Source organism: Amycolatopsis thailandensis (assembly GCF_002234405.1).
Lineage (GTDB): Bacteria > Actinomycetota > Actinomycetes > Mycobacteriales > Pseudonocardiaceae > Amycolatopsis > Amycolatopsis thailandensis.
In genome coordinates, this window is the sequence record NZ_NMQT01000024.1 from 61,579 (window position 1) to 86,777 (window position 25,199).

Consider the following 25,199-nt stretch of genomic DNA (forward strand, 5'->3'; position numbering starts at 1 on the left):
TGCATACTTTGTTGTCAGGCACAACAAAGTGGTTCTGCCAGCGCTTTCCGTTCTCTCGCGCGCCACCCCGCGCGGGGTCCCCAACGGTCAGAGAGGCGACAACGATGTCCATCTCTTCACGTTTTCGCTGGGCGGCGCTCCTCGCCGCCGGCGTCCTCCTCGGCTCACTTCCGGCCACGGCGCAGGCCCCGGCCTCCGAGGCCGCGGTCATGGCCGCGACGTTCACCGACGACTTCAACGGTCCCGCCGGCGCCGGGATCGACACCTCGAAGTGGCACTTCGAGACCGGTGACAACGTGAACAACCACGAGCGGCAGTGGTACACGTCCGGGACGAACAACGCGGCGCTCGACGGCCAGGGCAACCTCGTCATCACCGCGAAGAAGGAGAACCCGGGCAACTACAACTGCTGGTACGGGCGCTGCGAGTACACCTCGGCCCGGCTGTCCACGCAGGGCCAGTTCACCCAGACCTACGGCCGGTTCGAAGCGCGGATGAAACTGCCGCGCGGACAAGGGATGTGGCCCGCGTTCTGGATGCTCGGCGCCGACATCGGCAACGTCGGCTGGCCCAACAGCGGCGAGATCGACATCATGGAGAACGTCGGCTTCGAGCCGAACACGGTGCACGGCACCATCCACGGCCCCGGCTACTCCGGCGCGGGCGGTATCGGCGCGGGCTACAACGGCCCGAACTTCTCCGACGACTTCCACACCTACGCCGTCGACTGGGCGCCGAACCAGATCAAGTGGTATGTGGACGGGAATCTTTACCAGACGCGGACTCCCGCCGATCTCAACGGGAACCGCTGGGTCTTCGACCACCCCTTCTACCTGATCCTGAACCTCGCCGTCGGCGGCTACTGGCCGGGCGACCCGAACTCCAGCACGGTGTTCCCGCAGCGCCTCGTCGTCGACTACGTACACGTCAACTCGAGCAACACGGCGGGGAACACCGGGCGGATCACCGGTATCGGCGGCAAATGCGTCGACGTCGCCGCCGCGAACAGCGCCGACGGCACCCCGATCCAGATCACCGACTGCAACGGCAACGCCGCGCAGAACTGGACCGTCGGGAGCGACGGCACGATCCGCGCGCTAGGCAAGTGCCTCGACGTCTCGGGCGGCGGGACGGCGGACGGCACGGCCGTGCAACTGTGGGGCTGCAACGGATCCGGCGCGCAGAAGTGGGCCATCAGCGGCGCGCGCGACATCGTGAACCCGCAGGCGAACAAGTGTCTCGACGCCACCGGCAACAGCTCGGCGAACGGGACCAGGCTCCAGATCTGGACCTGTGGCGGTGGCGCGAACCAGAAGTGGACGACCCCCTGAGAACGCGTTTCGTCCTCTGAACGCGGTGGTCCGGACTCCGGACTACCGCGTTTCGTCCTCTGAAGGCGTTTCGGCGCGTTCGGCGTAGGCCTCGACGAGCTGGTTTTCGGCGTCGGCGAGGTACCGCGCCAGCAGCTTTTCGGCGCCCATGCCGTCGCCCGCCTCGATGCGCTCGAGGATCTCCGCGTTGCGCTTGAGATACGGCTCGTGGAAGCGCCGCGGGTCGGCCATCATGTGGAACACCAGCCGCAGCTCGGCGAGGATGCCGCGCATCAGCTCGTCGATCCGCTCGCTTTCGCTGAGTTCCGCGAGAGCCGAGTGGAACCGGATGTTCGCGGTGCCCAGGTCCTGCCAGCGCTCACTCCGCTCCGCGAGCCTGCCGTCTTCGACCAGGCGCGCGAGCTTCGCGAACGACGGCGGCTTCTCCGTCACCGCCCGCACCGCCGAGCACTCGACGACCTTGCGCACCTTGTAGAGGTCGATGACGTCCTCGATCGACAGCACCCGCACGAAGACGCCGCGGTTGAGCTCGTGGGTCAGCAGCCGTTCGTGCGTGAGCAGCCGGAACGCCTCGCGCAGCGTGTTGCGGGAGACGCCGAGCGCCGAGCCGATGTCGTGTTCCGACAACCGCACCCCGGGCAGGAAGAACCCTTCCGCGATGCGCGTGCGGAGGACACCCGCGACCCGCTCGGCGGTGCTGGTGCGGCTGATCATGTCCCGGTCCGCTTCGAGTCCTCGCACCGGCCTAGGACCACCCTCCGCAATCGTCACGTGACCGATCCTACCTACGAACAAGAGGGCAAGCCAGGGATCCTCTTGTGGAATTGTTGAACAATACCTACAGTGCTGTATCTGGCTTCTCATGTGACCCATGCCACGCTGAGATTCACTTCCTGGAGGCGCCGATGAACGCGACAGCCACTACCGAAGAAGACACACGCCCCTTCGCCTGGTTCCGCACGCTCGGTTCGCGAGGCCGACGGGCCTTCGTCGGCGCGTTCGGCGGGTACGGGCTCGACTCGTTCGACTACCAGACCTTGCCGCTGGGTCTGGCCGCGATCACCGCCTACTACGGCCTTTCCGGTGGTGAAGCGGGCCTGCTCGGCACGACGACGCTGGTGGTCTCGGCGATCGGCGGCATCGGCGCGGGCGTCCTGGCCGACCGCATCGGCCGCGTGCGCACCCTCCAGATCACCATCGCGATGTACACGGTCTTCACCGTGCTCTGCGGGTTCGCGCCGAACTTCGAGACGCTCCTGATCTTCCGCGCCTTGCAGGGTCTCGGTTTCGGTGGCGAGTGGGCCGCCGGCGCCGCGCTGGTGGCCGAGTACTCGCAGGCGAAGTACCGCGGCCGCACGGTCGCCTTCGTGCAGAGCGCGTGGGCGGTCGGCTGGGCACTGTCGGTCGTCGTCTACACGGTGGTGTTCAGCCTGTTCAGCCCGGACATCGCGTGGCGCGTCATGTTCTGGACCGGCGTCATCCCGGCGCTGCTGGTGCTGTGGGTCCGCCGCAACGTCCAGGACGCGCCCGTCGCGCAAGCGGCACGGGCCACCAAGAAGGAACGCGGTTCGCTGGCGGGCATCTTCAAGCCGGATCTGCTGCGCACGACGTTCTTCGCCGCGCTGCTCGCCACCGGCGTCCAGGGTGGCTACTACACGCTCGCGACCTGGCTGCCGAGCTACCTCAAGACCACTCGCGGCCTCACCGTCATCGGGACCGGCGGCTACCTCGCGTTCCTGATCTCGGGCGCCTTCATCGGCTACATCACCGGCGGCTATCTCACGGACATCTTGGGCCGCAAGAAAACCTTCCTGTTGTTCTCGGTGCTGTCCGCCGGACTCATCGTCGCCTACACGCAGATCCCGGCGGGCGCGAACACGCTCGTGCTGTTCCTCGGCTTCCCGCTCGGGTTCTCGATGTCCGCGATCTTCAGCGGGTTCGGCGCGTTCCTCGCCGAGCTGTACCCGTCGGCGCTGCGCGGAACCGGGCAGGGCTTCACCTACAACCTCGGCCGGGCCATCGGCGCGACCTTCCCCGCCGTGGTCGGTTTCCTCGGCGCGGGTGGCGCGATGGTGTTCGGCGCGGTCGGTTACGGCATCGCCGTGCTGGCGCTGCTCGGCCTGCCCGAGACTCGCGGCCGCGAACTTCTGTGACGACAATCGGAGGAGGAGGCACCGCGATGACCACTTTCGACGAACCGGCGACGTTGTCCCCCGCCGAGGCCCGCGCCCTGTTCCGCGCGGGCACGGCCCGCCCGACCACCGGCTGGGCGAACGGCTTCACCCAGACCAACCTGATCGCCGTCCCCGAAGCCTGGGCCTACGACGTCCTGCTGTTCTGCCAGCGGAACCCGCAGCCCTGCCCGGTGCTCGACGTCAGCGATCCCGGCGACCCGTCGACAGCGTTGGCGCCCGGCGCGGACCTGCGCACCGACCTGCCGCGCTACCGCGTCTGGCAGAACGGCGCGCTGTCCGGCGAGGTCCCGGACGCGAGCGGGTTGTGGCGCAGCGACATGGTCGCGTTCTCGATCGGGTGCAGCTTCACCTTCGAAGCGGCGCTGGCCGCGGAAGGCATCCCGCTGCGGCACGTCGACCAGGGCCGCAACGTGGCGATGTACGTGACGAATCGCGAATGCGTCCCGGCCGGGCGGCTGCACGGGCCGATGGTGGTCTCGATGCGGCAGATCCCCGAATGCCGCATCGACGACGCCGTGCGCGTCACCCGCGGGATGCCCGCCGTGCACGGCGCTCCCGTGCACATCGGCGACCCCGCCGCGCTCGGCATCACCGATCTCGGCAAGCCCGATTTCGGCGACCCGGTCGACGCGAAACCCGGTGACATACCGGTGTTCTGGGCGTGCGGCGTGACCCCGCAGGCGGCGCTGATGGCCTCGCGGCCCCCGTTCGCGATCACGCACGCGCCGGGCTACATGTTCGTGACCGACAAACTCGACAGTGAGTTCAGGGTGGCCTGATGGACCTCAACAGTGACCTCGGTGAAGGTTTCGGCGCCTGGAAAATGGGCGACGACGACGCCATGCTCGACATCGTCACCAGCGCGAACGTCGCGTGCGGCTTCCACGCCGGTGACCCGTCGGTGATGCGGCGGGTCACCGAACGCGCGGCGGAACGGGGTGTCGTCATCGGCGCCCACGTCGCCTACCGCGATCTGGCCGGCTTCGGGCGGCGGGCGATGGACGTCGCCCCCGCCGACCTCGCCGACGACGTGCTCTACCAGATCGGCGCGCTCGACGCGTTCGCCCGCGCGGCGGGCTCACGGGTGCGGTACGTCAAACCGCACGGGGCGCTGTACAACACGGCCGCGGTGGATCCGGAGCAGGCGGGCGCGGTGGTCGAGGCGATCCGGCGGTTCCATCCCGGGCTCGCACTGCTGTGCCCGCCGGGGTCGGAAATGGCCGGGCAAGCCGAAAAGGCCGGTTTGCCCGCGTACGCCGAGGCTTTCGCGGACCGCGCGTACACGCCGGAAGGCCTTCTGGTCTCCCGGAAACTGCCGGGCGCCGTCCTCCACGACGCCGACGAGGTGGCCGAAAGGGCGGTCGCGATGGCGGCCACCGGCAAGGTCGTCGCCGTCGACGGAACCGAGCTGGCCCTTCGGCCACATTCGCTCTGCGTCCACGGCGACACACCCGGCGCGGTCGAACTGGCGCGACGGATCCGCGCGGGGCTCGGCGCGTCCGGTGTCCACATCGGATCCTTCCTGGAGGCCGCGTGACGCGGGTGCTGCCCTACGGGGCGCGGGCGGCCATGGTCGACTTCGACGACCCGTCGGAGGTGCTCGGCCTGCACGCGTCCCTGGTGCAGGACCCGCCGGACGGCGTCGTCGAGCTGGTCCCGGCCGCGCGGACCCTGCTCATCCGGTTCGACCCGGGCCGGACCCACCACGACCGGCTCGCCTGCGACGTCCTCGATCGGTCCACAGTGGACGTCACACCGCGCGAGGCCGCCGAGATCGTCGTACCGGTGCGCTACGACGGCCCGGACCTGGCCGACGTCGCGGCGGCCACCGGCATGTCGGCCGAAGCCGTCGTCCGGCGCCACGAAGACGGGACGTACGTGTCGGCGTTCTGCGGCTTCGCCCCGGGTTTCGCCTACCTGACCGGACTCGACCCCGCCCTGCACCTGCCGCGCCGGACGAGCCCGCGCACCCGGGTGCCCGCCGGTTCGGTCGCGATCGCGGGCGAGTACACGGCGGTGTACCCGAACGCTTCACCCGGCGGCTGGCAGCTGATCGGGCGGACCACGCTGCCGGTGTGGGACGTCGAACGGGAACCGCCGAACCTGCTGGCGCCGGGTACGCGGATCCGGTTCACTTCATGACCGCGAAGATCGAAGTGGTCCGGCCCGGGGTCTTCGCCACCGTGCAGGATCTCGGCCGGCCCGGTCTGGCCGCGATCGGCATCGGCCGGTCCGGTGCCGCCGATCGCGGTTCGCTGCGGCTGGCGAACCGACTGGTCGGGAACCCCGAAGGCCACGCCGCCCTGGAATGCGTGCTGGGCGGCCTCGTCCTGCGGTTCTCGGCCCCCGCGACCGTCGCCGTCACCGGTGCGCCGTGCTCCATCACCGTCGGGACGCGGGCCGCCGGCCCCGACTCGCCGATCTCGGTGAGCCCGGGTGACGAACTCGTCCTCGGCATGGCCGCTCAAGGTTTGCGGTGCTATGTCGCGGTGCGTGGCGGCATCGACGTCCCTCCCGTGCTCGGTGCCCGGGCGACGGACACCCTCGGCAAACTCGGCCCGCCCGCGCTCTCGGCGGGGATGACCTTGCAGGTCGGGCAAGACGTGCTGGCCCATCCCGGCGTGGATCTCGCTCCTCGCGCCCCGCTGCCGGACGTGCCGACTCTGCGGGTCACTCCCGGTCCTCGGGTTCCTTGGTTCGTTCCAGGCGCACTGTCCACTTTGGTCTCCTCCGGTTACGTCGCCACCGCCGATGTCGATCGGGTGGGCGTACGCCTCTCGGGTGCGGCGCTTTCGCGGGCGAGGGACGGCGAGTTGCCGCCCGAGGCCGCCGTGCCGGGTGCTTTGCAGGTTCCTCCTTCGGGGCAGCCGATCCTGTTCCTCGCCGACCATCCGGTGACCGGGGGCTATCCGGTGATCGCGGTGGTCGAGGAAGCGGATCTGGATCTGGCCGCTCAGGTGCGGCCGGGGCAACGGGTGCGGTTCCGGCTCGCTTGACGACGCTTCGTCCGGCGTAGGCCGGTCTCGCGGGAATACTGTTCCGCCCCAGTGCCGGCAGGTGTCGCGAAAGCCACTTTCGAGACGTCTGATGTCCCGAAAGTGGCTTTCGCGACATCGGAGGCCGGAGGCCCCCAAAACTCGCGAGAGGTGTTGTGAAAGTCGCTTTCACAACCTTCAACGTTGCGAAAGCGACTTTCGCAACACTGCCCATCGGGCCATCCACGCACACCCGAACCCCGGCGCTAACGCGAACGCAGCAGAACCTCAAGAAGACGAAGGAAGACCCGAAACCCGCAGAGTGATGTTCAACCGCCCCGCCAACCCCAACCCGGGATCAGCGGTCCCCGGCAACACCCGCGGCACCCCGTGGAAAGCCAGCCGTGACTGTCCGCCGAACACGAACAGATCCCCCGAACGCAGATCCACGTCCGTGTAAGGCCGCCCGCGATCCGACGTGTTCCCGAACCGGAAGACGCACGCGTCCCCCAGGCTCAGCGAGACGACGGGCTCCAGCGAGGCCTCGTCCTTGTCCTGGTGCATCCCCATCTTCGCGGCGGAGTCGTAGAAGTTCACCAGCGCGATGTCCGGCGCGTAAACCGAAGAAGGCCCGTAGGCGGAAGCAACGGCCCGCTGACCGAGATCGCCCAGCCACGAAGGAAACGGGAGCACCGGCGAGCCGTCTTCGGTCACCTTCGAGTACCGGTACGGGTGCCAGTGCCAGCCGAGGCAGACCGTCCGCACCGACATGACACCGCCGTTCGGCAGCCGCGTCTGCCGATAGCCACGCCAACCGCGGCAGGCTTCGACCAGACGGCGTTGCTCGTCGAGGTCGAGCCAGTCGGGCACATGCACGGCACCGGGCGCGACTTCGGCGCGCGGGCGAGGGATCAGCGCGTCCACGGGTCGAGTTTGCCAGGGCGCGCGCCGATGATCCGGTGGCCCCGCACCAGGACACCGGCCACGGCGAACCGTCGCAGCACCCGCTGGACGAGACGCGGGCGAGACGGGGCATCCCTGACTGTCACAGCGAAGAAACCTTCCACAACCCGACGCGAGAAACCACCTTTCGGATTAGGCCGATCGGCGGGTTGACCGCAACGCGTACACCCGGTTACCGCGCGAATTCGACCACCGTCACCCCGGCTTGCGCCGGTACAGGGTCGTTCATCGCCGCGAGCACCGCGGGGACGTCGTCGAGGCCGACCCGCTTGCCGATCATGGCCTCCAGGTCGATTCCAGCCGTCTCCACCACCCGCAGCATCTCGGGGTACTCGTGCGCTTGCAGTCCGTGGATGCCGACGATCTCCAGTTCCCCGCCGATCACCCGGTGCATCGGGATCGGCGCGATGCCCTGCGCGGGCGGCATCAGCCCGGCCTGGACGTGCCGTCCGCGCTTCCGGAGGCTGCCGATCGAGGCCGCGCAGGTGCTCGGCGAGCCGAGACAGTCGAGGGACACGTGCGCGCCGCCGCCGGTCAGCTCCCGGACCTGAAGAGCGACGGCCTCGTGGCCTTCGAACCCGGACGGATCGACGGCCGACACCGCCCCCATCCGCGAGGCCAGAGCCCTGGCCTGCGGCGACGGATCGACGGCGACGACAGAAGCACCGGCCGCGACGGCCAGCAGGATCGCCGAGACGCCGACACCGCCACAGCCGTAGACCGCGACCCACTGACCGGGCCGGACCCCGCCTTGGCGCAGCACCGCCCGGAACGCCGTCCCGAACCGGCAGCCCAGCGCCGCCGCCTCGGCCGAGGACAGCGAGTCCGGCAGCGCCACGAGGTTGACCTCGGCGTTTTCGAGCGCGACGTACTCGGCGAACGAGCCCCAGTGCGTCGCGCCCGGCTGGAACTCGCGGTCGCAGATCTGCTGGTCACCGGCCGCGCACTGGGCACAGGTGCCGCAGGCGCAGACGAACGGCACCGTCACCCTGTCGCCCACCGACCAGCCGCGGACGCCCTCGCCGAGCGACGAGATCCGGCCGGCGAGCTCGTGCCCGGCGACGTGCGGCAGCTTCACCGACGCGTCGTGGCCCTGCCAGGAGTGCCAGTCGCTGCGGCACACCCCGGTCGCCTCGACGGCGATCACCACCCCGCCCGGCGGCGCCGACGGATCCGGCACCTCGCGTACCTCGGGCAGCACCCCGAACTCCTCGAAGACGACCGCCCGCAACCCTCGCTCCTCTACGTTCCCGTGTCCCGGCCCCGCTGCGTCACCAGCCCCTCGCCGGGCACCGTACACCGGGCCGCACGTCCGCGTGGCGGCCCGAGAAGCCGGGACAGGGACTCCGGCGGCACCCCGAGGATCTCTTCGAGATTCTTGAGCACCAGCAGGGATTCCGGCCGTTCGGGACGGCAGCGGCCGGACTGCCAATGGCTCAGCGTCGCGAGACTGACCGAGCACCCCCGCCCTCGCAGCCGGTACCGGATCCGGTCGAGACCGAGACCCCTCGCCCTGATCGCGGCTCTGAGGGCGTCCGCGAACGGCCCGGTCTCCAGCAGCCGCCTGAGTTCACGTCCTTCCGCCACCCCCCGGTCGATGGTGTGTGTCCGCTGACCGGTCATTGTCATCGCCTTCGCACGCTCGCTTAGCCACCCGGAATAGCGCAGCCTAGGCGTGGGGACACATGATCGGAAGGGCCTTAGATCACCTATCCGCACGGCATGTGGGTGACGTCCACGGAATCCGAATTATGCAGAGACGTAGGGAAAATTCCCACCGCGGACGCCGCCCGATAAGTGTCCACAGTGGACACCGAGGTCAGCGCAGCGCGACCGAAAGCGCCTGCGCGATCTCCTTGCCGATCGCGTGCGTCGCCGCGTCCGGCGGCGAGCCGACCTTGACCACCATCGGGCCGCCGAACGGCTGGCGCTCGACGACCTCGATCCGCTCGCCGAGGCCGATCGAATGCTCGGTCAGGTAGCGCAAGAGTTCCGGGTCGGTGTCCCAGACCCGGACGATCTCGCCGACCGCGCCGGGCGGGAGGTCGTCGAGGATGCGCATCGGCATCTCCTCGACGCTGCCGTCGGGGGCGGGGATCGGGTCGCCGTGCGGGTCGCGGACCGGGTTGCCGAGTTTCGCCGCGATCCGTTCGACGAGCCTGTCCGACACCGCGTGTTCGAGCGCGTCGGCTTCGGCGTGCACCTCGTCCCAGGTGTAGCCGAGTTCGGACACCAGGTACGTCTCGATCAGCCGGTGACGGCGGAGCACCGAACGGGCGAGCTGCCTGCCTTCGGTGGTCAGTTCGATCCCGCGGTACGGGACGTGCGCGACCAGCCCCAGCTGCGACAGCTTGGTGACCATGCCGGACGCCGAGGACGGGCTGACCTCCAGCCGTCCGGCCAGCGACGTGTTGGTGACGGCCTCGCCGCGTTCCACCAGCCCGTAGATCACCCGGACGTAGTCCTCCACCGACGACGACCTGCGGTTCGCCCCTTCACCCATGGGTGCGAGTTTACGGCTTGCCGCTTGGCCGCGGCTCACCCAGCGTGCGGTCGCCAGCGGTACCGGATCCAGCCGGGGACGGGGTCGGCGCCGAGCTGGGCGTAGAACGCCTCACCCTTCTCGTTGCCCTCCTGCATGTCCCATTCGACCCGGCCCGGGGTCCGCGCGCTCAGCTCGCCGAGCAGCTCCCGGCCGAGGCCGAAGCGCCGGTGCTCCGGGCGCACGAAGAGGTCGTCGAGCCAGATCCCCGGCCGGGCCTCCCAGGTGGAGAAGTTCCAGCTGCAGAAGGCGAAGCCCGCGACCTCGCCCGGCTCGTCCGGGGGTGTGGCGAGCAGCACCCACGCCTTCGGATCGGGTCCGAAGAGGAATCCGGCCATCTCCCGGCGGTCCAGCTTCAGATCGTGTTTGTCCTCGTAGACCGCGTGCTCCTCGATGAGCGCGCAGATCTCCTCGATGTCGCCCGCGACGGCGTCCCGTACCGGCATCAGTCTCAGCTCCGTTCGTAGACGAGGTCGCCGCCGACGGCGGTGGCGACGACGTGGATCGAATCCAAAGTGGACTCGTCGGTCGGGTCGGCCGAGAGGACGGCGAAGTCGGCGAGCTTGCCGATCTCCAGCGTGCCCAGGTCCTTCTCGGCGAAAGCGGCGTACGCGGAGCCGTAGGTGTACGCGCGCAAGGCTTCGACCGGCGTGAGCCGCTCATCGGGACCCAGCAGGACACCTGAGGCGGTCTTCCGCCGCACCATGTCGGCCAGCGCGAGCAGCGGCGCGCCTTCGACGACCGGGCGGTCCGAGCTGGCGGGGAGCACGCATCCCGCGTCGAGCAGGCTCTTGAGCCGGTAGCACCACGGTTCACGCTCGGGGCCGAGCGCGGCGCGCATCCCGTCGCCGATCTCGTTGACGAACCGGCCCTGCGGCGACGCGATCAGCCCCAGCGACGCCAGCCGCTCCAGCTCCTCGGGCCGCAGCACCGCGCAGTGCTCGATGCGGTGCCGGTGATCGGGCCGCGGGTCGGCCTTCAGCGCGGCTTCGTAGGCGTCGAGGACGACGGTGATCGCTCGGTCGCCGATGGCGTGCGTCGCGATCTGCCAGCCGGCCTGGTGCGCGGCGGCGATCGTCCGCGCGATCTCGTCCTCGGGCACCTGGAAGTAGCCGACGTTGTCCGGCTCACCGGCGAACGGCTCGTGCATCGCGCAGGTCCGGCCGATCAGCGAACCGTCGGCGAACAGCTTCATCGCGCCGATCCGCAGCCATTCGTCGCCGAAGCCGGTGCGCATCCCCAGGTCCAGACCGAAGCCCGCACCGGCGTCGAGGTCGTGGAGCACGCTCGCCGCGACCATCACCGTGCTCCGCACTCGCAGCACCCCGCGATCGCGCGCGACCTGGTACGCGGCCAGCTCGGCGGGAGTCTCCCCCACCAGGCCCCCGCCGATCCCGGCCTCCTGGACGCTCGTGATGCCCTCGGACAGGTAGCGCTCGCTCGCCCTGTCCAGCCCGCGGACGACCCGCTCGACCGGCGTCGGATAGGTCAGCGGCCGCAGCAGGAGCTGGGCCTGCTCCCGCAGCAGGCCGGTCGGCGAACCGTCCTCGTCGCGGACGACGTCACCGCCCACCGGCACGTTTCCCAGGTCCAGCCGCTCCAAGACGGCGGAGTTGACCACGGTCATGTGCCCGGACGTGTGCTTGAGCCGCACCAGGTGCCCGGGGGCGGCGCGATCGAGCCCCTGTCTCGTCGGATGGCCGCCCACGAGCTTGTTCTGGTCGTAGCCGCTGCCGATGATCCACTCACCCGGCGGGGTCTCGGCGGCGCGCCGCGCGACGGCGTCGTACACCTCGTCGACGCTGCGGCAATCCGACAGCGCGACATCGTCGAGCGCCATGCCGAACCAGGCCATGTGGTTGTGCGCGTCGTGGAAGCCGGGCACCACCACCGAGCCGCCGAGGTCCACGCGTCGCTTTGCGGAAAGCGTCGCCGTGTCCTGACCTAAAGCGACGATTCGTCCGTTCAAAGCCGCAAGTGCTACGAATTCACCGGCTCCAATGAGGAACCGGGCGTTCTCGTAAACCGTGTCGACCCGCATGGATTCGACCCTATCGATCGATCGATCGGTCGTCTAGGCTCGGCGTCATGAGCACCGTGGACTACGCACTCGACGACGGCATCTGCGTGATCTGGCTGAACCGCCCCGAACGACTGAACGCGGTGGTCGCCGAACTGGTCGACGACCTGTTGGAGGCCCTCGACGCGGCCGCCAAGTCAGACGCGCGGGCCGTCGTGCTCGCCGGCCGGGGACGCGCGTTCTGCGCGGGTCACGACCTGAAGGAGCCCACCCCTGAGGGTGATTCACGCCCGCGACTCGACCGGTTACAGGACGTGACGCGTCGCCTTCGCGGCCTCCGCCAGCCCGTCATCGCCGCTGTCCACGGCTACGCGATCGGCGCGGGCGCCGAGTTCGCGATGGGCTGCGACCTGATCCTCGCCGCGGACGACGCGGTGTTCGCCTTCCCCGAGGTCTCGCTCGGGCTGAGCGTCACGGGCGCGGCGTCGCGGCTGCTGCCGCTGCTGGTCGGCCCGCTGAAGGCCAAGGAGCTCCTGCTGCTGGGTGAACGCGTGAGCGGCGCCGAGGCGTACGAACTCGGCCTGGTCAACGCCGCCCTGCCCGTCGACGACCTGATGGACACCGCGCTCGCCTGGGCGGCCAAGATCGCCTCCCACCCCGCGGCCGCGGCCACGATGGCCAAACGCGCCCTCGATTCCGGTATCGACAGCTCGCTCGACGCCGCGCTCGAACTGGAGGTCAGCCACGCGCTGATCACCGAGCACTCCGCCGAGGTCGCCGCGTCGGCCGAGGCTTTCCGGAGCCGGACATGACCTCGCTCGCCGGGATCGACACCCTCCTCGGGCTGACCACCAGGGCCGCCACGCTCTGGCCGGACAAGACAGCGTGGATCTTCGACTCCGCCGGTGAGAGCTTCACGTTCGCCGAGGTCGACGCGCGCAGCACCGAATTCGCCCGCGCGCTGCTGGACCTCGGCGTCCAGCCGGGCGACAGGGTCGCGGTGATGCTGCGCAACCAGCCCGAATTCCCGTTGCTGTGGCTGGCGCTGGCCAAGATCGGCGGAGTGCTCGTCCCGGTCAACACCGGATACCGTGAATTCGACGGCGCCCACGTGCTCCGGCATTCCGGCGCCAGGTTCGCCGTCGCCGCCGAAGAATTCCTGGAATTGCTGCACAAGATCGCGCCGGAAACCTCGCTGGAACGCGTACTCACCCCCGCCGAGCTCACCGATCCCGGCGGCGCCGCGGCTTTCGGGACCGAAGGCGAACGCCCGGTCAACATCCAGTACACCTCCGGCACCACTGGCGCCCCCAAGGGCTGCGTACTGCCGAACCGGTACTGGACGACCTTGGCGATCAGCCTGGCCACGGACTTCCCCGCCGTCGGCACGGACGACGTCATCCTGACCGCGCAACCGTTCCACTACATCGATCCACAGTGGAACGTCGCGCTGGGGCTCGCGGGTGGCGCGACGCTGGTGGTGCTCGACCGCTTCCACCCGTCCACGTTCTGGGAGAAGATCCGCGAGCACGGCGTCACCTGGTTCTATTGCCTCGGCCTGATGCCCACACTTCTGCTGCGCCAGCCGGAAAGCGAACTGGACAAGGCACATCAGGTCCGCGCGATCTGCGCGTCGGCCATCCCGCGTGACCTGCACGCCGCGCTCGAAGCGCGCTGGGGCGCGCCCTGGTACGAGGCCTTCGGCATGACCGAGACCGGCGGCGACATCCGGATGTACCCGGCGGATCACGAGGAAACCGTCGGCACCGGCTGCCTCGGCAGGCCCGCGCCGACGCGCGAGGTGATGATCGCGGACGCGGACGGCAAGCCGCTGCCGCGCGGGGAAACCGGCGAACTGCTGATCCGCGGGGTCGGCCTGATGCACGGCTACCACGACGACGTCGAGGCGACCGCGCGCGCGTTCGACGGCGGCTGGTTCCACACCGGCGATCTGGCCACAATGGACGGCCAGGGCCGCGTGTACTACGTGGGCCGCACCAAGGACATGATCCGCCGCAGCGGCGAGAACATCTCCGCCGACGAGGTCGAGCGGGCGTTGCAGCTGCATCCGGCGGTCAAGCTCGCCGCCGTCGTCGCGGTGCCGGACGAGATCCGCGGCGAGGAGGTCAAGGCGTACCTGGTCCTCGAAGAAAACGAGGGACACCACAGCGAACCGGCCGAACTGGCGGAGTTCTGCGCGGCGAAACTGGCCTACTTCAAGATCCCCCGGTTCTGGGCCTTCGCCGAGGAACTGCCGATGACACCGTCGGAACGGGTCGCCAAGGGCGAGCTGAAGAAGACGGAAGACCTCCGCGCCGGATCTTGGGACAGGACCACCGCGACATGGCTGTGAGTACTCGCGAGCGGGTCCGGCAGGCGGCGGTGAAACTGTTCGCCGCCAAGGGGTTCCACGGCACCGGCATCCGGGACCTGGCACAGGAGGCGGAGCTTTCGTCCGCCAGCCTGTACCACTACATGGGCACCAAAGAGGATCTGCTGGTCGCCATCATGAACGAGTCGCTGCGGCGGCTGCTCGACGCGGCCGAGCTGGCGACCGCCGGGCTTACCGATCCCGTGTCCCGGCTCGGATCCCTGGTGGCCCTGCACGTCCTCGCGCACGCCATCCAGCCGGACGACACCCGCGTGGTGGACAACGAGGTCCACGCCCTCACCCCCGGCGCCAGGGCCGGAGTGGTGGGGCTGCGTGACGCCTACGAAAGGCTGTGGGCGGACGCCATCGAAGACGGTGTCGCGGCCGGCGTCTTCCACACCGATCAGCCTTCGGTCACCAGGCTCGCACTGGTGGAGATGTGCAGCGGGGTCGCGCGCTGGTATTCGCCGAGCGGACCGCTCACCCTTGATCAGCTGGCCTCGCATTACGCGGAACTGGCGCTGCGCGCGCTCGCCTGTGAACGTCATCTCGACGTCACCGCGTTGCAAAACTGCCGTGAAGTGGTCTCGGGAGTGTGGCGAGTGCCCGTTTAACGGCGACTCATACCCCGTACGCCTTGCTCAGACGGCTTGTCTGGGGGACGCTCGAAGGGTGACTGAGCAAACGATCCAACTCGAACTGGACGACTCGGGTCTCTCGCCGGCGTTGCCGGTGCCTTCGAACCCCCGTGATCAGGTGCAGGACGTCCCCTACCGCCCGGTGGGCTTCCGCGACGACGACCTGCCCACGGCCCTCGAACGGTGCGCGACATGGCTACGCCAGGCTCAGGAGTGGCTCGGGGAACCGGTCGATGTGCTGGCCGTCCATCTCGACTATGACGACCGCAAGGGTTCGCCCTACTACGACGTGAAGCTTCTCTGCAACGAGGAGGACCTGGCCGGGGTCCCGATCGCGATGCGGAACCAGAAGGACGACGACTAGAGCCGACGCAATGAAGGGGCCTTTCATCGCGAAATTTGCGATGAAAGGCCCCTTCATTGCACTTGGGCTCCTCAGGCGGGTCAGCCCAGGGTGCCGCCGACCTTGACGTGCCCCTTGAGCAGGTTGCGCGCGATGGTCCGGCGCTGGATCTCGTCGGTGCCCTCGTAGATCCGCAGCAGCCGCAGTTCGCGGTACCACCGCTCGACCGGCAGTTCCCGCGTGTAGCCCATTCCGCCGTGGATCTGCAGGACACGGTCGACGATCTCGTTCGCCTTCACGCCGCCGTACAGCTTCGCCATCGACTGCGCGTGCCGTGAGTCCAGCTTCTGGTCGACCTGCCAGGCGGCGTGCAGCACCAGCCAGCGCAGCGCCTCCAGCTCGGTGCCGGAGTCCGCGATCATCCACTGGATGGCCTGGCGCTCGGCGATCTTCTGCCCGAACGTCTCCCGCGTGTTGGCGTGCTCGATGGCCATCGAGATCAGCCTTTCGCACGAGCCGATCGCGCGGGCGGGCAGCAGGTAGCGGCCCGCGCCGATCCATTGCATGGCCAGGTCGAAACCGTGGCCGAGTTCGCCGAGGATCTGCGTCTCGGGCACGCGGACGTCTTCGAAGACCAGCGCCGCCGGACCCCATTCGCCCATCGTGTCGATGTATTCGGACTTCCAGCCCGCGTCACGGTCGACGAGGAAGCAGGTGACGCCGCCGTTCGCTTGCCCCCGAGAATTCAACGCTGCCGGGTCGGTGATCGCGAACACCATCACGAAGTCGGCCTCGTTGCCGCCGGTGATGAAGGTCTTCTCGCCGTTGATCACCCAGTCGGTGCCGTCCTTGCGGGCGGAGGTCCGGATGGCCTTGGCGTCCGAGCCGGCCCCGGGTTCGGTGATCGCGAAGCACGATTTGCGTTCGCCCGAGATCGTCGGGAGCAGGTAGCGCTCCTTCTGCTCGTCGTTGGCGTAATAAAGGATGTTGTCCGCGGCGCCGCCGAAGCGGAACGGCACGAACGTGCGGCCGAGCTCGGCCTCCAGCAGCGCGGTCATCACCGCGGAGAGGCCCATGCCGCCGTACTCCTCCGGCGTCTGCACGCCCCAGAAGCCGGAGTCCTTGGCCTTGAGCTGGAGTTCGCGCAGCTCTTCACCGGTGAGACCCGGCTGACCGGCGCGTTCGCGGCGCAGCACCTCCTGCTCGCGCGGCATCAGGTCCCGCTGGACGAACGTGCGGACCCAGTCGCGCACCTCGCGTTCCTCGACGCTGAGAGAGAAATCCATGGTCAGCCCGCTCCTGTTCGGCATTGACTAAGCGCTCGCTTAGTTCAGCGTACCGCTTCGGTTGTCGTTCGCCGAGAAACTGTCATAAGTTTTCGCAACCTGTCCCCGTCTTGTCGAAGGGCACCCATGAGCACGCAGGCACCCGCGGCGAAGCGGGACCGGACCCATTACCTCTACATCGCCGTCATCGCGGCCGTCGGTCTCGGCATCGCGGTCGGCATCCTGTTCCCCGAGGTCGGCAAGGAACTGAAGCCGCTCGGGACCGGGTTCGTGAACCTGATCAAGATGATGATCTCGCCGATCATCTTCTGCACCATCGCGCTCGGCGTCGGCTCGGTGGCGAAGGCCGCGAAGGTCGGCCGCGTCGGCGGGCTCGCCATCGGCTACTTCCTGGTGATGTCGACGGTCGCGCTGGTCATCGGCCTGGTCGTCGGCAACATCCTCCAGCCCGGCACCGGGTTGCACCTGACCCCGGAGATCGCCGAAAAGGGCCAGGACCAGATCGCCAAGAGCGAGGGCACCGTCGAGTTCCTGCTCGGGATCATCCCGAAGACGCTGGTCTCGGCGTTCACCGAGGGCGAGGTGCTGCAGACGCTGCTGGTCGCGCTGCTCGCCGGGTTCGCGCTGCAGAAGCTGGGCACGAAGGGCGAGCCGATCCGCCGCGGCATCGAGCACATCCAGCGGCTCGTGTTCCGGATCCTCGCGATGATCATGTGGGCGGCCCCGGTCGGCGCGTTCGGCGCGATCGCCGCCGTCGTCGGCGAGACCGGCTGGAAGGCGCTGCAGAGTCTCGCGGTGATCATGCTCGGCTTCTACATCACCTGCGGGCTGTTCGTGTTCGTGGTGCTCGGGCTGATCATCGGCGTGTTCGCCAGGGTCAACATCTTCAAGCTGCTGCGCTACCTCGGCCGCGAGTTCCTGCTGATCCTGTCGACGTCGTCCTCGGAGTCGGCGCTGCCGCGGCTGATCGCGAAGATGGAGCACGCGGGCGTCTCCAAACCCGTCGTCGGCATCACGGTGCCCACCGGGTACTCGTTCAACCTCGACGGCACCGCGATCTACCTGACGATGGCGTCCATCTTCATCGCGGACGCGCTCGACAAACCGCTGACCATCGGCGAGCAGATCTCGTTGCTGGTGTTCATGATCATCGCGTCGAAGGGCGCCGCCGGGGTCACCGGCGCGGGGCTCGCGACGCTGGCGGGCGGCCTGTCCTCGCACCGGCCGGAGCTGGTGGACGGCGTCGGGTTCATCGTCGGCATCGACCGGTTCATGTCCGAGGCCCGCGCGCTGACGAACTTCGCGGGCAACGCCGTCGCGACCGTGCTGATCGGCACTTGGACCAACGAGATCGACCGGGAGCAGCTGGACCGGACGCTGAACGGCGAGTCACCGTTCGACGAGGCGACATTGCTCGATGAAAACTCGAGTGATGCCAGTGCGGAGTCCGGTAAAAAGGAGGGGTGATCGAATGCGCGGTCCGCTGGTCGGAGCCCCTGCCCGCTGAACCCCGGTTCCTGGCCTTGCTCGACGAGCTCGAACAAGGCCGGTACGACACCTACCGTCAGGACATCGACAAACGCCGGTTCCTGACCGGGCGGGTGCTGGCGAAGACCGTCGCCGCCGAGCGGCTCGGTCTCGCCGTCGAGGCCGTGAAATTCGACGCGACCTGCGAAGACTGCGGCAAACCGCACGGCCGCCCCCGGATCCCGGACGCGCCGCTGATGCTGTCGATCTCGCATTCCGGCGACCTCATCGGCGTCGCCGCCACCGCGGGGACCGCGGTCGGCCTCGACGTCGAGACGGCCACCAGGCGGGCCGAGGACTCGCTCATGGAGTACGCGCTGACCCCGACGGAGCAGGCCGCGATCTCCGGCCTGTCCGACGAGCAGCGCGCGACGGCGTTCTTCACGTACTGGACGCGCAAGGAAGCCGTCATGAAGGCCACCGGGAAGGGCCTGAAGATCCCGCTTCAGAGCATCACGTTCTCCGGGTACGACGAGGAGGCGCGGCTGGTCCGGTCGAGCCACGCGGCGCTCGACCCGGCGCGGACCCGGCTCGCGGACCTGAAGGCGACCGAGGGCTACCGGGCCGCCGTCGCGCTGATCACCTCGGACGACATCTCGGTCACCGAAGACTTCGCACCCCTCTGACCCCACGCAATTAGTCCTCTGGATGCGGTAGTTGCGCGTGCAAGTACCGCATCCAGAGGACGAAACGCGCTAGATCTCCAGGCCCATCGCGGCCAGCAGGGTGCGGAACTTCGCCGACGTCTCGTCCAGCTCGGTCCGCGGGTCGGACGCGGGCACGATGCCGCCACCGGCGTACAGCCGCATGGAGGTCTCGGCGACCTCCGCGCACCGGATCCCGACGGCCCATTCGCCATCCCCGGCCGCGTCGACCCAGCCGACGGCGCCCGCGTAGTACTCGCGGTCGAACGGCTCCAGCTCCTGGACCAGGGAGCGCGCGGCATCGGTCGGCGTGCCGCAGATCGCGGGGGTCGGGTGCAGCGCGGCGGCGAGGTCGAGCGCGGTGACGTCCTGGTCGATCAGCTCGCCGGTGACGGTGGTCGAAAGGTGCCAGATCGCCGGCGTCGAGACCAGCTCGGGGCCGCGGACGTCGAGGGTCCGGCAGAACGGCCGCAGGATCTCGACGACGGACTCCACCACCACGGCGTGTTCGACGTGGTCCTTTTCGGACGCCAGGAGTGCCTCACCATTGGCCTTGTCGATCGCCGGGTCCGCCGACCGGGGCATCGACCCGGCGTGCGGCCGGGACAGCACGGAGCCGCCGGTGCGGGACAGCAGGAGTTCGGGGGTGGCACCGACCAGCGTGCGACCGCCGGGCAGCTGCGCGGCGTAGGTGGTGTGCCGGGGGTTCCCGTTCGCCAGGTTCCGGACGACGTCCGCGACCGGGACGGCCTCGGCGAAATCGAGATCGAGGGCACGGGCCAGCACGACTTTGCGCAGGTCCCGGTCGCTCAGCGCCGAGACGGCCGCGCGGACGGCGGCGAGATGCGCCTCCGGTTCGGGCACGGAAGTGACCTTGACCGGCTGCGGAAGCGTGGTGCGCGACGGACCGGCCCCGCGGTCGGAAGACGCGCGGTGCACCGTGCGGGGCAGGACCAGGTGACCCGGCGTCGAGGTGCCGTCGCTGGTGTCGAAGGGCAGGACTCCGACCGCGATCGGAGCGCCCGAGCCGGTGAACAGTCCAGGCAGTGCCTGGGACAGCCGCGCCGGATCGGTGTCGGTCGCGGTGGCCGCGGCCCCGCTCGCGAGGAGCGCGTGCCGCGCCGTGGCCAGGAGGAAGTCGCCCCGCTCGTAGCGGGCGGCCAGGTCTGCCGGGGTCGCCGGTGCGGTACTGGTCGTCACCTCACCAGCGTCCCAGGCTCCGGCTGAGACCAGGGGAAAGTGTTGCCCGGGCAACAGCCTCTCAGGCAACACTTTCCCCCGGACAGCCCGTGACCTGGGCGGAAGGTTTACTTCAGCGCCTCGAGGAGGGCCTCGCGCTGCCGCTCGCCCAGGCCGGCGGCACGCCGGTCGGGGTCGATCCCGGCCTGCTCCAGCAGGGCGGCGACCTTGACCGCGCCCAGGCCGGGCACGGCCTTCAGCAGCTGCGTGACCTTCGTCTTGCCGATGGTCTTGTTCTCCTTGGCCTGCTTGAGCACCTTGTCGATGCTCTCCTTGCCGGACTTGATCGACGCAAGCAGCTCGGAGCGCGCTTTGCGAGCCTCAGCCGCCTTGGCGAGGGCATCGGCGCGCTGCTCCGGAGTCAACGTGGGCAGAGCCAACGTAGTAGTCCTTTCATCTCAGGTCTCCGCTTTCGCGGCCGACGGCCTTTAACCATGCTTGCAAGAGCAAGCGCTGGCCAGCCGTCTCTGTACCACGGCTCCAGTAAACGCCACCCGTTCCTCGGCCGTGAAACCGACACGCACTTATTACCCCTCGACCACGCCACGGGCAACCCGCCCCAGCCTGCGGAAACACGCCCATCGGGCGGCGATTCGATGGCGTTCATCACCCTTATGAGCGATGCGAAGACTTCGCGCTGTTAGCCATTTTTCGTTTCATGGTAGGAAAAATACGAATTATTGATGATCTTGACCCGAACCGGCGAACACCCGTTAGCGCGACACTGTGACCGAACGGTTGCCTGCGACGTTACTGACCAGTTCACCCGACCCGCATTAGAGTCGGCCCAACCCCAGTTCACCGGAGAACGAGCACCACGGGAGTACGCGATGTTGAGCACGATGCAGGACGGGCAGCTGTCACTGGGCAGGCTGCTCCGCCACGGCACCAAGGTGCACTCCGAGAGCGAAGTCATCACCTGGACCGGTTCAGAAGCCCGCCGCGAAACCTACGGTGAGCTCGGCAAACACGCCGCTCGCCTGGCGAACGCCCTCCGGAGCCTCGGCATCACCGGCGACCAGCGCGTCGGCACGTTCATGTGGAACAACGCCGAGCACATGGCCGCGTACCTGGCCATCCCCGCGATGGGCGCGGTGCTGCACACGCTCAACATCCGGCTGTTCCCGGAGCAGCTGGTCTTCGTCGCCAACCACGCCGAGGACCAGGTCGTCATCGTCGACGGCACGCTGATCCCGCTGCTGGCCAAGCAGCTGCCCGAACTGAAGACCGTGCGTCACGTCATCGTGGCCAACGGCGACGCGTCGGCCCTCCCCGCGCCCGACGGCGTCCAGGTGCACTCCTACGACGAACTGCTGGCCGGTCAGCCGGACACCTTCGACTGGCCCGAGGTGGACGAGCGTTCGGCCGCCGCGATGTGTTACACCTCGGGCACCACGGGTGACCCCAAGGGCGTCGCGTACTCCCACCGGTCGATCTGGCTGCACTCCATGCAGGTCACGATGACCGACAGCATGCGGCTGGCCCAGCACGACAAGGCGCTCGCGATCGTCCCGATGTTCCACGCGATGGCCTGGGGCATGCCGTACGCGGCGCTGATGGTCGGCGCCTCGCTGCTGATGCCGGACCGCTTCCTCCAGCCCGCCCCCATCGCCCAAATGCTCGACGCCGAGAAGCCGACCTTCGCCGGCGCCGTCCCGACGATCTGGCAGGGCCTGCTCTCCCACCTCGACGCGAACCCGCAGGACATCTCGCATCTGCGCGAGGTCGTCGTCGGCGGTTCGGCCGCGCCGCCGTCGCTCATGCACGCTTTCGAAGACCGCTACGACGTGCCGATCCTGCACGCCTGGGGCATGACCGAGACATCGCCGCTGGGCAGCGTCGCGCGCCCGCCCGCCGCCGCGACCGGTGAGAAGGCGTGGGAGTACCGCTACACCCAGGGCCGGTTCCCGGCGTCGGTCAGCGCCCGGCTGATCGGCGACAACGGCGAGGAACTGCCGTGGGACAACGAAAGCGTCGGCGAGCTCGAAGTGCAGGGGCCGTGGATCGCGGCGTCGTACTACAGCGGCACGAGCGGGGACGAGCCCGATCCGGAGAAGTTCCACGACGGCTGGCTGCGCACCGGCGACGTCGGCAAGATCAGCCCGGACGGCTATCTCACGCTGACCGACCGCGCGAAGGACGTCATCAAGTCCGGCGGCGAGTGGATCTCCTCGGTGGACCTGGAGAACCAGGTGATGGCCCATCCCGCGGTGGCCGAGGCGGCCGTGGTCGGCATCCCCGACGAGAAGTGGGACGAGCGCCCGCTGGTCGCCGTCGTGCTCCGGGAGGGCCAGAGCGTCACGGCCGAGGAACTGCGCGAGTTCCTGTCCGACAAGGTCGCGAAGTGGCAGCTTCCGGAGAACTGGACCTTTGTGGACGAGGTCCCGAAGACCAGCGTCGGCAAGTTCGACAAGAAGCGGCTGCGGGCGTTCCACTCCGAGGGCAAACTCGACATCAGTCAGCTCTAACGGGTTAATCTCCCGCGCGCCTGCCGTTGCGTGAAGGCCATCTTGAGGGACGCTGGTCCCTGAAGGTGGCCTTCACGGCGTTCGGCGAAGGGTTTTGTTGGTGCGTAAGACAAGCAGGCGCGCGTTCCTGGCCATGGCGGGGACCGCGGCGCTTTCAGCCTGCGGGTCGAACAGTGTCCAAACAGGAACCCCGCCGCCTTCGACGGCGTACTCCGCCGGCGTGACCAGGCCGAAGCCGAAACCGGTGGACCTCGCGCAGTGGTACCACCCGTATCCCGAAGCCGGTGTCCAGGAAGCCGTCACGCGCTACGCGGCCGCGTACCAGAAGTCCAAGGTCGCGGTGCAGTGGAATCCCGACGACTACGAGGCGAAACTGAACGCGGCGCTGACGGCGGGCCCGGTCCCGGACGTCTTCGAAGGCCAGGTCACCGTCGACCGCGTCCGGCAGGGCCAGCTAGTCCCGCTCGACGACGTCGTCGGGCCAGTGCGCGGCGACTTCAACGCCTCGGTGCTCGCGGCGCAGACCGTCGACGGCAAGCTCTACGGCGTTCCGCAGGCACTCGACACCCAGGTTCTCTTCTACCGCAAGAGTTTCCTCCAAGAGGCGAAGGTACAGCCGCCGCAGACGCTCGACGAACTCGTCGAAGCGGCGAAGAAACTGTCCAAGGACGGCGTCAAAGGGCTGTTCGCCGGCAACGACGCGGGCGCGGCGGCGCTGGCCGGACCGCTGCTGTGGTCGGCCGGGCTGGACTACGTCAAGGACGGCAAATCCGTCGGTTTCGACGATCCGCGGGCCGCCACGACGTTCGCGAAACTCCACGAGCTCAACGGTTCGCTGCTGCTGGGCGCTTCGACGGACTGGCCGGACCCGATCCCGTTCATCGACGGGCTCGTGGCCATGCAGTGGACCTGGCTGTGGAACCTGCCGAAGATCCAGGACACCGTGAAAGACGACTTCGGCGTCCTGGCCTTCCCCCGGCTCGACGCGTCGGGCGCGCCGTCCGTCCCGGTCAGCGGCATGAGCGCGATGGTGCACGCCAAGAGCCTGAACCCCAACGCCGCCAAGGACTTCGTCAAATGGCTCTGGCTGGAGCGCACCGATTTCCAGCAGGAGTTCGCCACCAGGTTCGGTTTCCACCTGCCCGCGCGGCTGAGCGTGCTCGACAAGGTCGACGCGGCGGGAGACGCCGCGAAGCTGGTCAAGGAGAACGGCCGCGCCGCCGGTCCACTGTGGACACCGTCGGCGAACGCCGCACTCGTCGACGCGCTGGGCCGCATCGCCCGCGACGGCGCCGACCCGGCCACCGAGACGAAGAAGGCTGTCGAGGCCGTCAAAGCCGAACTGGGTCGCCTGTCCGCGTGAGCCGCCGCGAGCGGACGTACGCGAGGATCAGCACGATCGACAGGATCACCGCGCCGCCGTCGGTGACCAGTGACGGAAGCACGCCCGGCCACCCGTGTTCGCCGATCGCGGCGCGGTGCACCTCGAACGGCACGACGAACACGCCGAACGCCTGACCGACGTTGAAGGCGAGCACCGGCCAGAACAGCCAACGCCACCGGAACCAGACCAGCAGCCCGAGCGCGTTTCCGGCGATGAAGACGTTCCCCACCAGCCGCAACGCGCTGAGGTAGGTGGGCGCCTCGGCGGTGTCCGCGCCCTTGAGCCGCATGCTCGCCTCGATCAGGTCCAGGTCGATGATCACGTAATTCTGCAACGCCGTCCCGAGCACGAAGACGATCGAGCACAGCACCGTGACCAGGCGGATTTTCGGTGTCCAGAGCATCACTTCCCCCGTTCTCTATCAGTGATAGAGACAAATCTATCACTGATAGAGTCCTCGGGTGGCACGCAAAGGCTCGCTGGACCTCGCCAAGATCACCGAAGCCGCCGTCGAACTGCTCGACGAAACCGGTCTCGCGGAGCTGAGCACCCGGCGCCTGGCGGCGAAGCTCGGCGTCAGCTCGCCGACGCTGTACTGGCATGTGAAGGACAAGGCGGAACTGCTGGACCTCGTCGCCGAAGCGATCTGCGCCGACGCGTTCGAGATCGACCGCGAACTGCCGTGGCGCGAACAGCTCGCGAGCGGGCTCCGTCAGTTCCGCGCCCTCCTGCTGAGTCACCGCGACGCGGCCGCCCTGCTCCGCGAACGGCCACCGACCGGGCCGCACCGGCTCGGCCACATCGAAACGACCGCGCGGATCCTGCTGGAGGCGGGGTTCTCCGAGGAGGACACCGCGGGGATCTCGCGACTGCTCACGGCACACGTGCTCGCTTCGGTGGAGACCCTCCCCGCGCGGAAGCCGGACGAGGGATTCCTGGCGCGGCTCGCGGCGTATCCCCACGTGAGCAGGCTCGGCCCGGCTTTCGCGGCGCAGAGCGGCGAAGACCTGTTCGAACTGGGCGTCGACGTGATCCTGGACGGACTCGAAGCCCGGCTCTAGTGGCGAGCGAGGGCGCCGGGACCGGGTCGGTCAGGTTGGTCGTGAGTGGCGATTCGGGTTAGAGCCGACCGTGTCTTAGGTATCTGCTGGGTTCCGGCTGTGGCGGAGCGCGAGTCCGGTCCGTGAAGGCCTCCTTGCCTACCCTGAAGGTAGTGAAGGAGGCCTTCACGGCGGCTCAAGTGGGCAGGAGCGGCGGTGACCGCCCGGAACCG

General features: G+C 68.8%; 27 protein-coding genes. 15 read left to right on the forward strand and 12 right to left on the reverse strand.

What is annotated here, in order from left to right:
- The first annotated feature begins 104 nt into the window (after nucleotides 1-104).
- The gene (locus tag CFP71_RS07875; RefSeq protein WP_093933166.1) at nucleotides 105-1,331 is read left to right on the forward strand and encodes a glycoside hydrolase family 16 protein; all 1,227 of its coding nucleotides are present in this window, start codon (nucleotides 105-107) and stop codon (nucleotides 1,329-1,331) included.
- Between the two features lie 42 nt (nucleotides 1,332-1,373).
- Here CFP71_RS07875 and CFP71_RS07880 read toward each other — a convergent pair whose 3' ends face one another.
- Complete coding sequence (locus CFP71_RS07880) at nucleotides 1,374-2,045, reverse strand: GntR family transcriptional regulator (RefSeq protein WP_093933190.1); 672 nt, start codon at nucleotides 2,043-2,045, stop codon at nucleotides 1,374-1,376.
- 191 nt (nucleotides 2,046-2,236) lie between these two features.
- On the opposite strand from CFP71_RS07880, the gene CFP71_RS07885 reads away from it, so the two are divergent.
- From CFP71_RS07885 to CFP71_RS07905, 5 genes are read left to right on the forward strand one after another with little or no spacing between them, the layout of a single operon-like run.
- The gene (locus CFP71_RS07885) at nucleotides 2,237-3,484 is read left to right on the forward strand and encodes an MFS transporter (protein ID WP_093933167.1); all 1,248 of its coding nucleotides are present in this window, start codon (nucleotides 2,237-2,239) and stop codon (nucleotides 3,482-3,484) included.
- A gap of 26 nt (nucleotides 3,485-3,510) precedes the next feature.
- A complete protein-coding gene (locus tag CFP71_RS07890; protein WP_093933168.1) occupies nucleotides 3,511-4,305 on the forward strand; it encodes a putative hydro-lyase in 795 nt (264 codons plus the stop codon).
- Entirely contained in the window at nucleotides 4,305-5,063 is a 759-nt protein-coding gene (locus tag CFP71_RS07895) for a LamB/YcsF family protein (RefSeq protein ID WP_093933169.1), read from the forward strand. Before CFP71_RS07890 ends, CFP71_RS07895 begins: the two co-directional genes overlap by 1 nt.
- 32 nt (nucleotides 5,064-5,095) lie before the next feature.
- Nucleotides 5,096-5,668 (forward strand): 5-oxoprolinase subunit B family protein, encoded by a 573-nt coding sequence (locus CFP71_RS07900; RefSeq protein WP_167406038.1) that lies wholly within the window; start codon nucleotides 5,096-5,098, stop codon nucleotides 5,666-5,668.
- Nucleotides 5,665-6,522 (forward strand): 5-oxoprolinase subunit C family protein, encoded by an 858-nt coding sequence (locus CFP71_RS07905; RefSeq protein ID WP_093933171.1) that lies wholly within the window; start codon nucleotides 5,665-5,667, stop codon nucleotides 6,520-6,522. Before CFP71_RS07900 ends, CFP71_RS07905 begins: the two co-directional genes overlap by 4 nt.
- A 267-nt stretch (nucleotides 6,523-6,789) precedes the next feature.
- Here CFP71_RS07905 and CFP71_RS07910 read toward each other — a convergent pair whose 3' ends face one another.
- The 7 genes from CFP71_RS07910 to CFP71_RS07935 form a co-directional block, all read right to left on the reverse strand.
- Entirely contained in the window at nucleotides 6,790-7,425 is a 636-nt protein-coding gene (locus CFP71_RS07910; RefSeq protein ID WP_093933172.1) for an alpha-ketoglutarate-dependent dioxygenase AlkB family protein, read from the reverse strand.
- Nucleotides 7,413-7,550, reverse strand: coding sequence for a hypothetical protein (locus CFP71_RS44080; protein WP_167406037.1), 138 nt, complete (start codon nucleotides 7,548-7,550; stop codon nucleotides 7,413-7,415). Before CFP71_RS44080 ends, CFP71_RS07910 begins: the two co-directional genes overlap by 13 nt.
- An 86-nt stretch (nucleotides 7,551-7,636) precedes the next feature.
- Nucleotides 7,637-8,695, reverse strand: coding sequence for a zinc-dependent alcohol dehydrogenase family protein (locus CFP71_RS07915; protein WP_093933173.1), 1,059 nt, complete (start codon nucleotides 8,693-8,695; stop codon nucleotides 7,637-7,639).
- A gap of 11 nt (nucleotides 8,696-8,706) precedes the next feature.
- Nucleotides 8,707-9,093, reverse strand: a complete 387-nt coding sequence (locus CFP71_RS07920; protein WP_005155949.1) for a hypothetical protein — start codon at nucleotides 9,091-9,093, stop codon at nucleotides 8,707-8,709.
- A 190-nt stretch (nucleotides 9,094-9,283) separates the two neighbouring features.
- Nucleotides 9,284-9,967: a metal-dependent transcriptional regulator gene (locus CFP71_RS07925; RefSeq protein WP_020631721.1), complete on the reverse strand. Its 684-nt coding sequence runs from the start codon at nucleotides 9,965-9,967 to the stop codon at nucleotides 9,284-9,286.
- A gap of 35 nt (nucleotides 9,968-10,002) precedes the next feature.
- The gene (locus CFP71_RS07930; RefSeq protein ID WP_093933174.1) at nucleotides 10,003-10,452 is read right to left on the reverse strand and encodes a GNAT family N-acetyltransferase; all 450 of its coding nucleotides are present in this window, start codon (nucleotides 10,450-10,452) and stop codon (nucleotides 10,003-10,005) included.
- A 5-nt stretch (nucleotides 10,453-10,457) separates the two neighbouring features.
- Nucleotides 10,458-12,047, reverse strand: a complete 1,590-nt coding sequence (locus tag CFP71_RS07935) for an amidohydrolase (protein WP_093933175.1) — start codon at nucleotides 12,045-12,047, stop codon at nucleotides 10,458-10,460.
- A 47-nt stretch (nucleotides 12,048-12,094) separates the two neighbouring features.
- On the opposite strand from CFP71_RS07935, the gene CFP71_RS07940 reads away from it, so the two are divergent.
- The 4 genes from CFP71_RS07940 to CFP71_RS07955 are packed head-to-tail and all read left to right on the forward strand — an operon-like array spanning nucleotide 12,095 to nucleotide 15,399.
- Nucleotides 12,095-12,838 (forward strand): enoyl-CoA hydratase/isomerase family protein, encoded by a 744-nt coding sequence (locus tag CFP71_RS07940; protein WP_093933176.1) that lies wholly within the window; start codon nucleotides 12,095-12,097, stop codon nucleotides 12,836-12,838.
- A complete protein-coding gene (locus tag CFP71_RS07945) occupies nucleotides 12,835-14,379 on the forward strand; it encodes an AMP-binding protein (RefSeq protein ID WP_093933177.1) in 1,545 nt (514 codons plus the stop codon). Before CFP71_RS07940 ends, CFP71_RS07945 begins: the two co-directional genes overlap by 4 nt.
- The gene (locus CFP71_RS07950; RefSeq protein WP_093933178.1) at nucleotides 14,370-15,011 is read left to right on the forward strand and encodes a TetR/AcrR family transcriptional regulator; all 642 of its coding nucleotides are present in this window, start codon (nucleotides 14,370-14,372) and stop codon (nucleotides 15,009-15,011) included. The genes CFP71_RS07945 and CFP71_RS07950 overlap by 10 nt, the downstream gene beginning before the upstream one ends.
- Before the next feature lie 58 nt (nucleotides 15,012-15,069).
- Nucleotides 15,070-15,399 carry a hypothetical protein gene (locus tag CFP71_RS07955; RefSeq protein WP_093933179.1) on the forward strand — a complete coding sequence of 110 codons (330 nt, stop codon included), beginning with the start codon at nucleotides 15,070-15,072 and terminating at the stop codon, nucleotides 15,397-15,399.
- 80 nt (nucleotides 15,400-15,479) lie between these two features.
- Here CFP71_RS07955 and CFP71_RS07960 read toward each other — a convergent pair whose 3' ends face one another.
- Complete coding sequence (locus CFP71_RS07960) at nucleotides 15,480-16,664, reverse strand: acyl-CoA dehydrogenase family protein (RefSeq protein WP_093933180.1); 1,185 nt, start codon at nucleotides 16,662-16,664, stop codon at nucleotides 15,480-15,482.
- Nucleotides 16,665-16,790: 126 nt separating this feature from the next.
- Here CFP71_RS07960 and CFP71_RS07965 point away from each other — a divergent pair, with 126 nt between their 5' ends.
- Together CFP71_RS07965 and CFP71_RS07970 are read left to right on the forward strand one after the other, a co-directional pair.
- Nucleotides 16,791-18,131, forward strand: coding sequence for a cation:dicarboxylate symporter family transporter (locus CFP71_RS07965; protein ID WP_093933181.1), 1,341 nt, complete (start codon nucleotides 16,791-16,793; stop codon nucleotides 18,129-18,131).
- The gene (locus tag CFP71_RS07970; RefSeq protein WP_093933182.1) at nucleotides 18,128-18,817 is read left to right on the forward strand and encodes a 4'-phosphopantetheinyl transferase family protein; all 690 of its coding nucleotides are present in this window, start codon (nucleotides 18,128-18,130) and stop codon (nucleotides 18,815-18,817) included. The genes CFP71_RS07965 and CFP71_RS07970 overlap by 4 nt, the downstream gene beginning before the upstream one ends.
- Before the next feature lie 69 nt (nucleotides 18,818-18,886).
- Here CFP71_RS07970 and CFP71_RS07975 read toward each other — a convergent pair whose 3' ends face one another.
- The gene (locus tag CFP71_RS07975) at nucleotides 18,887-20,035 is read right to left on the reverse strand and encodes an isochorismate synthase (protein ID WP_093933183.1); all 1,149 of its coding nucleotides are present in this window, start codon (nucleotides 20,033-20,035) and stop codon (nucleotides 18,887-18,889) included.
- Between the two features lie 107 nt (nucleotides 20,036-20,142).
- Complete coding sequence (gene mihF, locus CFP71_RS07980; protein ID WP_005155963.1) at nucleotides 20,143-20,454, reverse strand: integration host factor, actinobacterial type; 312 nt, start codon at nucleotides 20,452-20,454, stop codon at nucleotides 20,143-20,145.
- Between the two features lie 450 nt (nucleotides 20,455-20,904).
- Here mihF and CFP71_RS07985 point away from each other — a divergent pair, with 450 nt between their 5' ends.
- Together CFP71_RS07985 and CFP71_RS07990 are read left to right on the forward strand one after the other, a co-directional pair.
- A complete protein-coding gene (locus CFP71_RS07985; RefSeq protein WP_093933184.1) occupies nucleotides 20,905-22,542 on the forward strand; it encodes a long-chain fatty acid--CoA ligase in 1,638 nt (545 codons plus the stop codon).
- 100 nt (nucleotides 22,543-22,642) lie between these two features.
- Nucleotides 22,643-23,905 (forward strand): ABC transporter substrate-binding protein, encoded by a 1,263-nt coding sequence (locus tag CFP71_RS07990; protein ID WP_093933185.1) that lies wholly within the window; start codon nucleotides 22,643-22,645, stop codon nucleotides 23,903-23,905.
- Here CFP71_RS07990 and CFP71_RS07995 read toward each other — a convergent pair.
- On the reverse strand, nucleotides 23,874-24,329 hold the full coding sequence (locus tag CFP71_RS07995; RefSeq protein ID WP_093933186.1) for a hypothetical protein: 456 nt from the start codon (nucleotides 24,327-24,329) through the stop codon (nucleotides 23,874-23,876). The genes CFP71_RS07990 and CFP71_RS07995 overlap by 32 nt on opposite strands.
- A 58-nt stretch (nucleotides 24,330-24,387) precedes the next feature.
- On the opposite strand from CFP71_RS07995, the gene CFP71_RS08000 reads away from it, so the two are divergent.
- On the forward strand, nucleotides 24,388-24,987 hold the full coding sequence (locus CFP71_RS08000; protein WP_093933187.1) for a TetR/AcrR family transcriptional regulator C-terminal domain-containing protein: 600 nt from the start codon (nucleotides 24,388-24,390) through the stop codon (nucleotides 24,985-24,987).
- Nucleotides 24,988-25,199 lie beyond the last annotated feature (212 nt).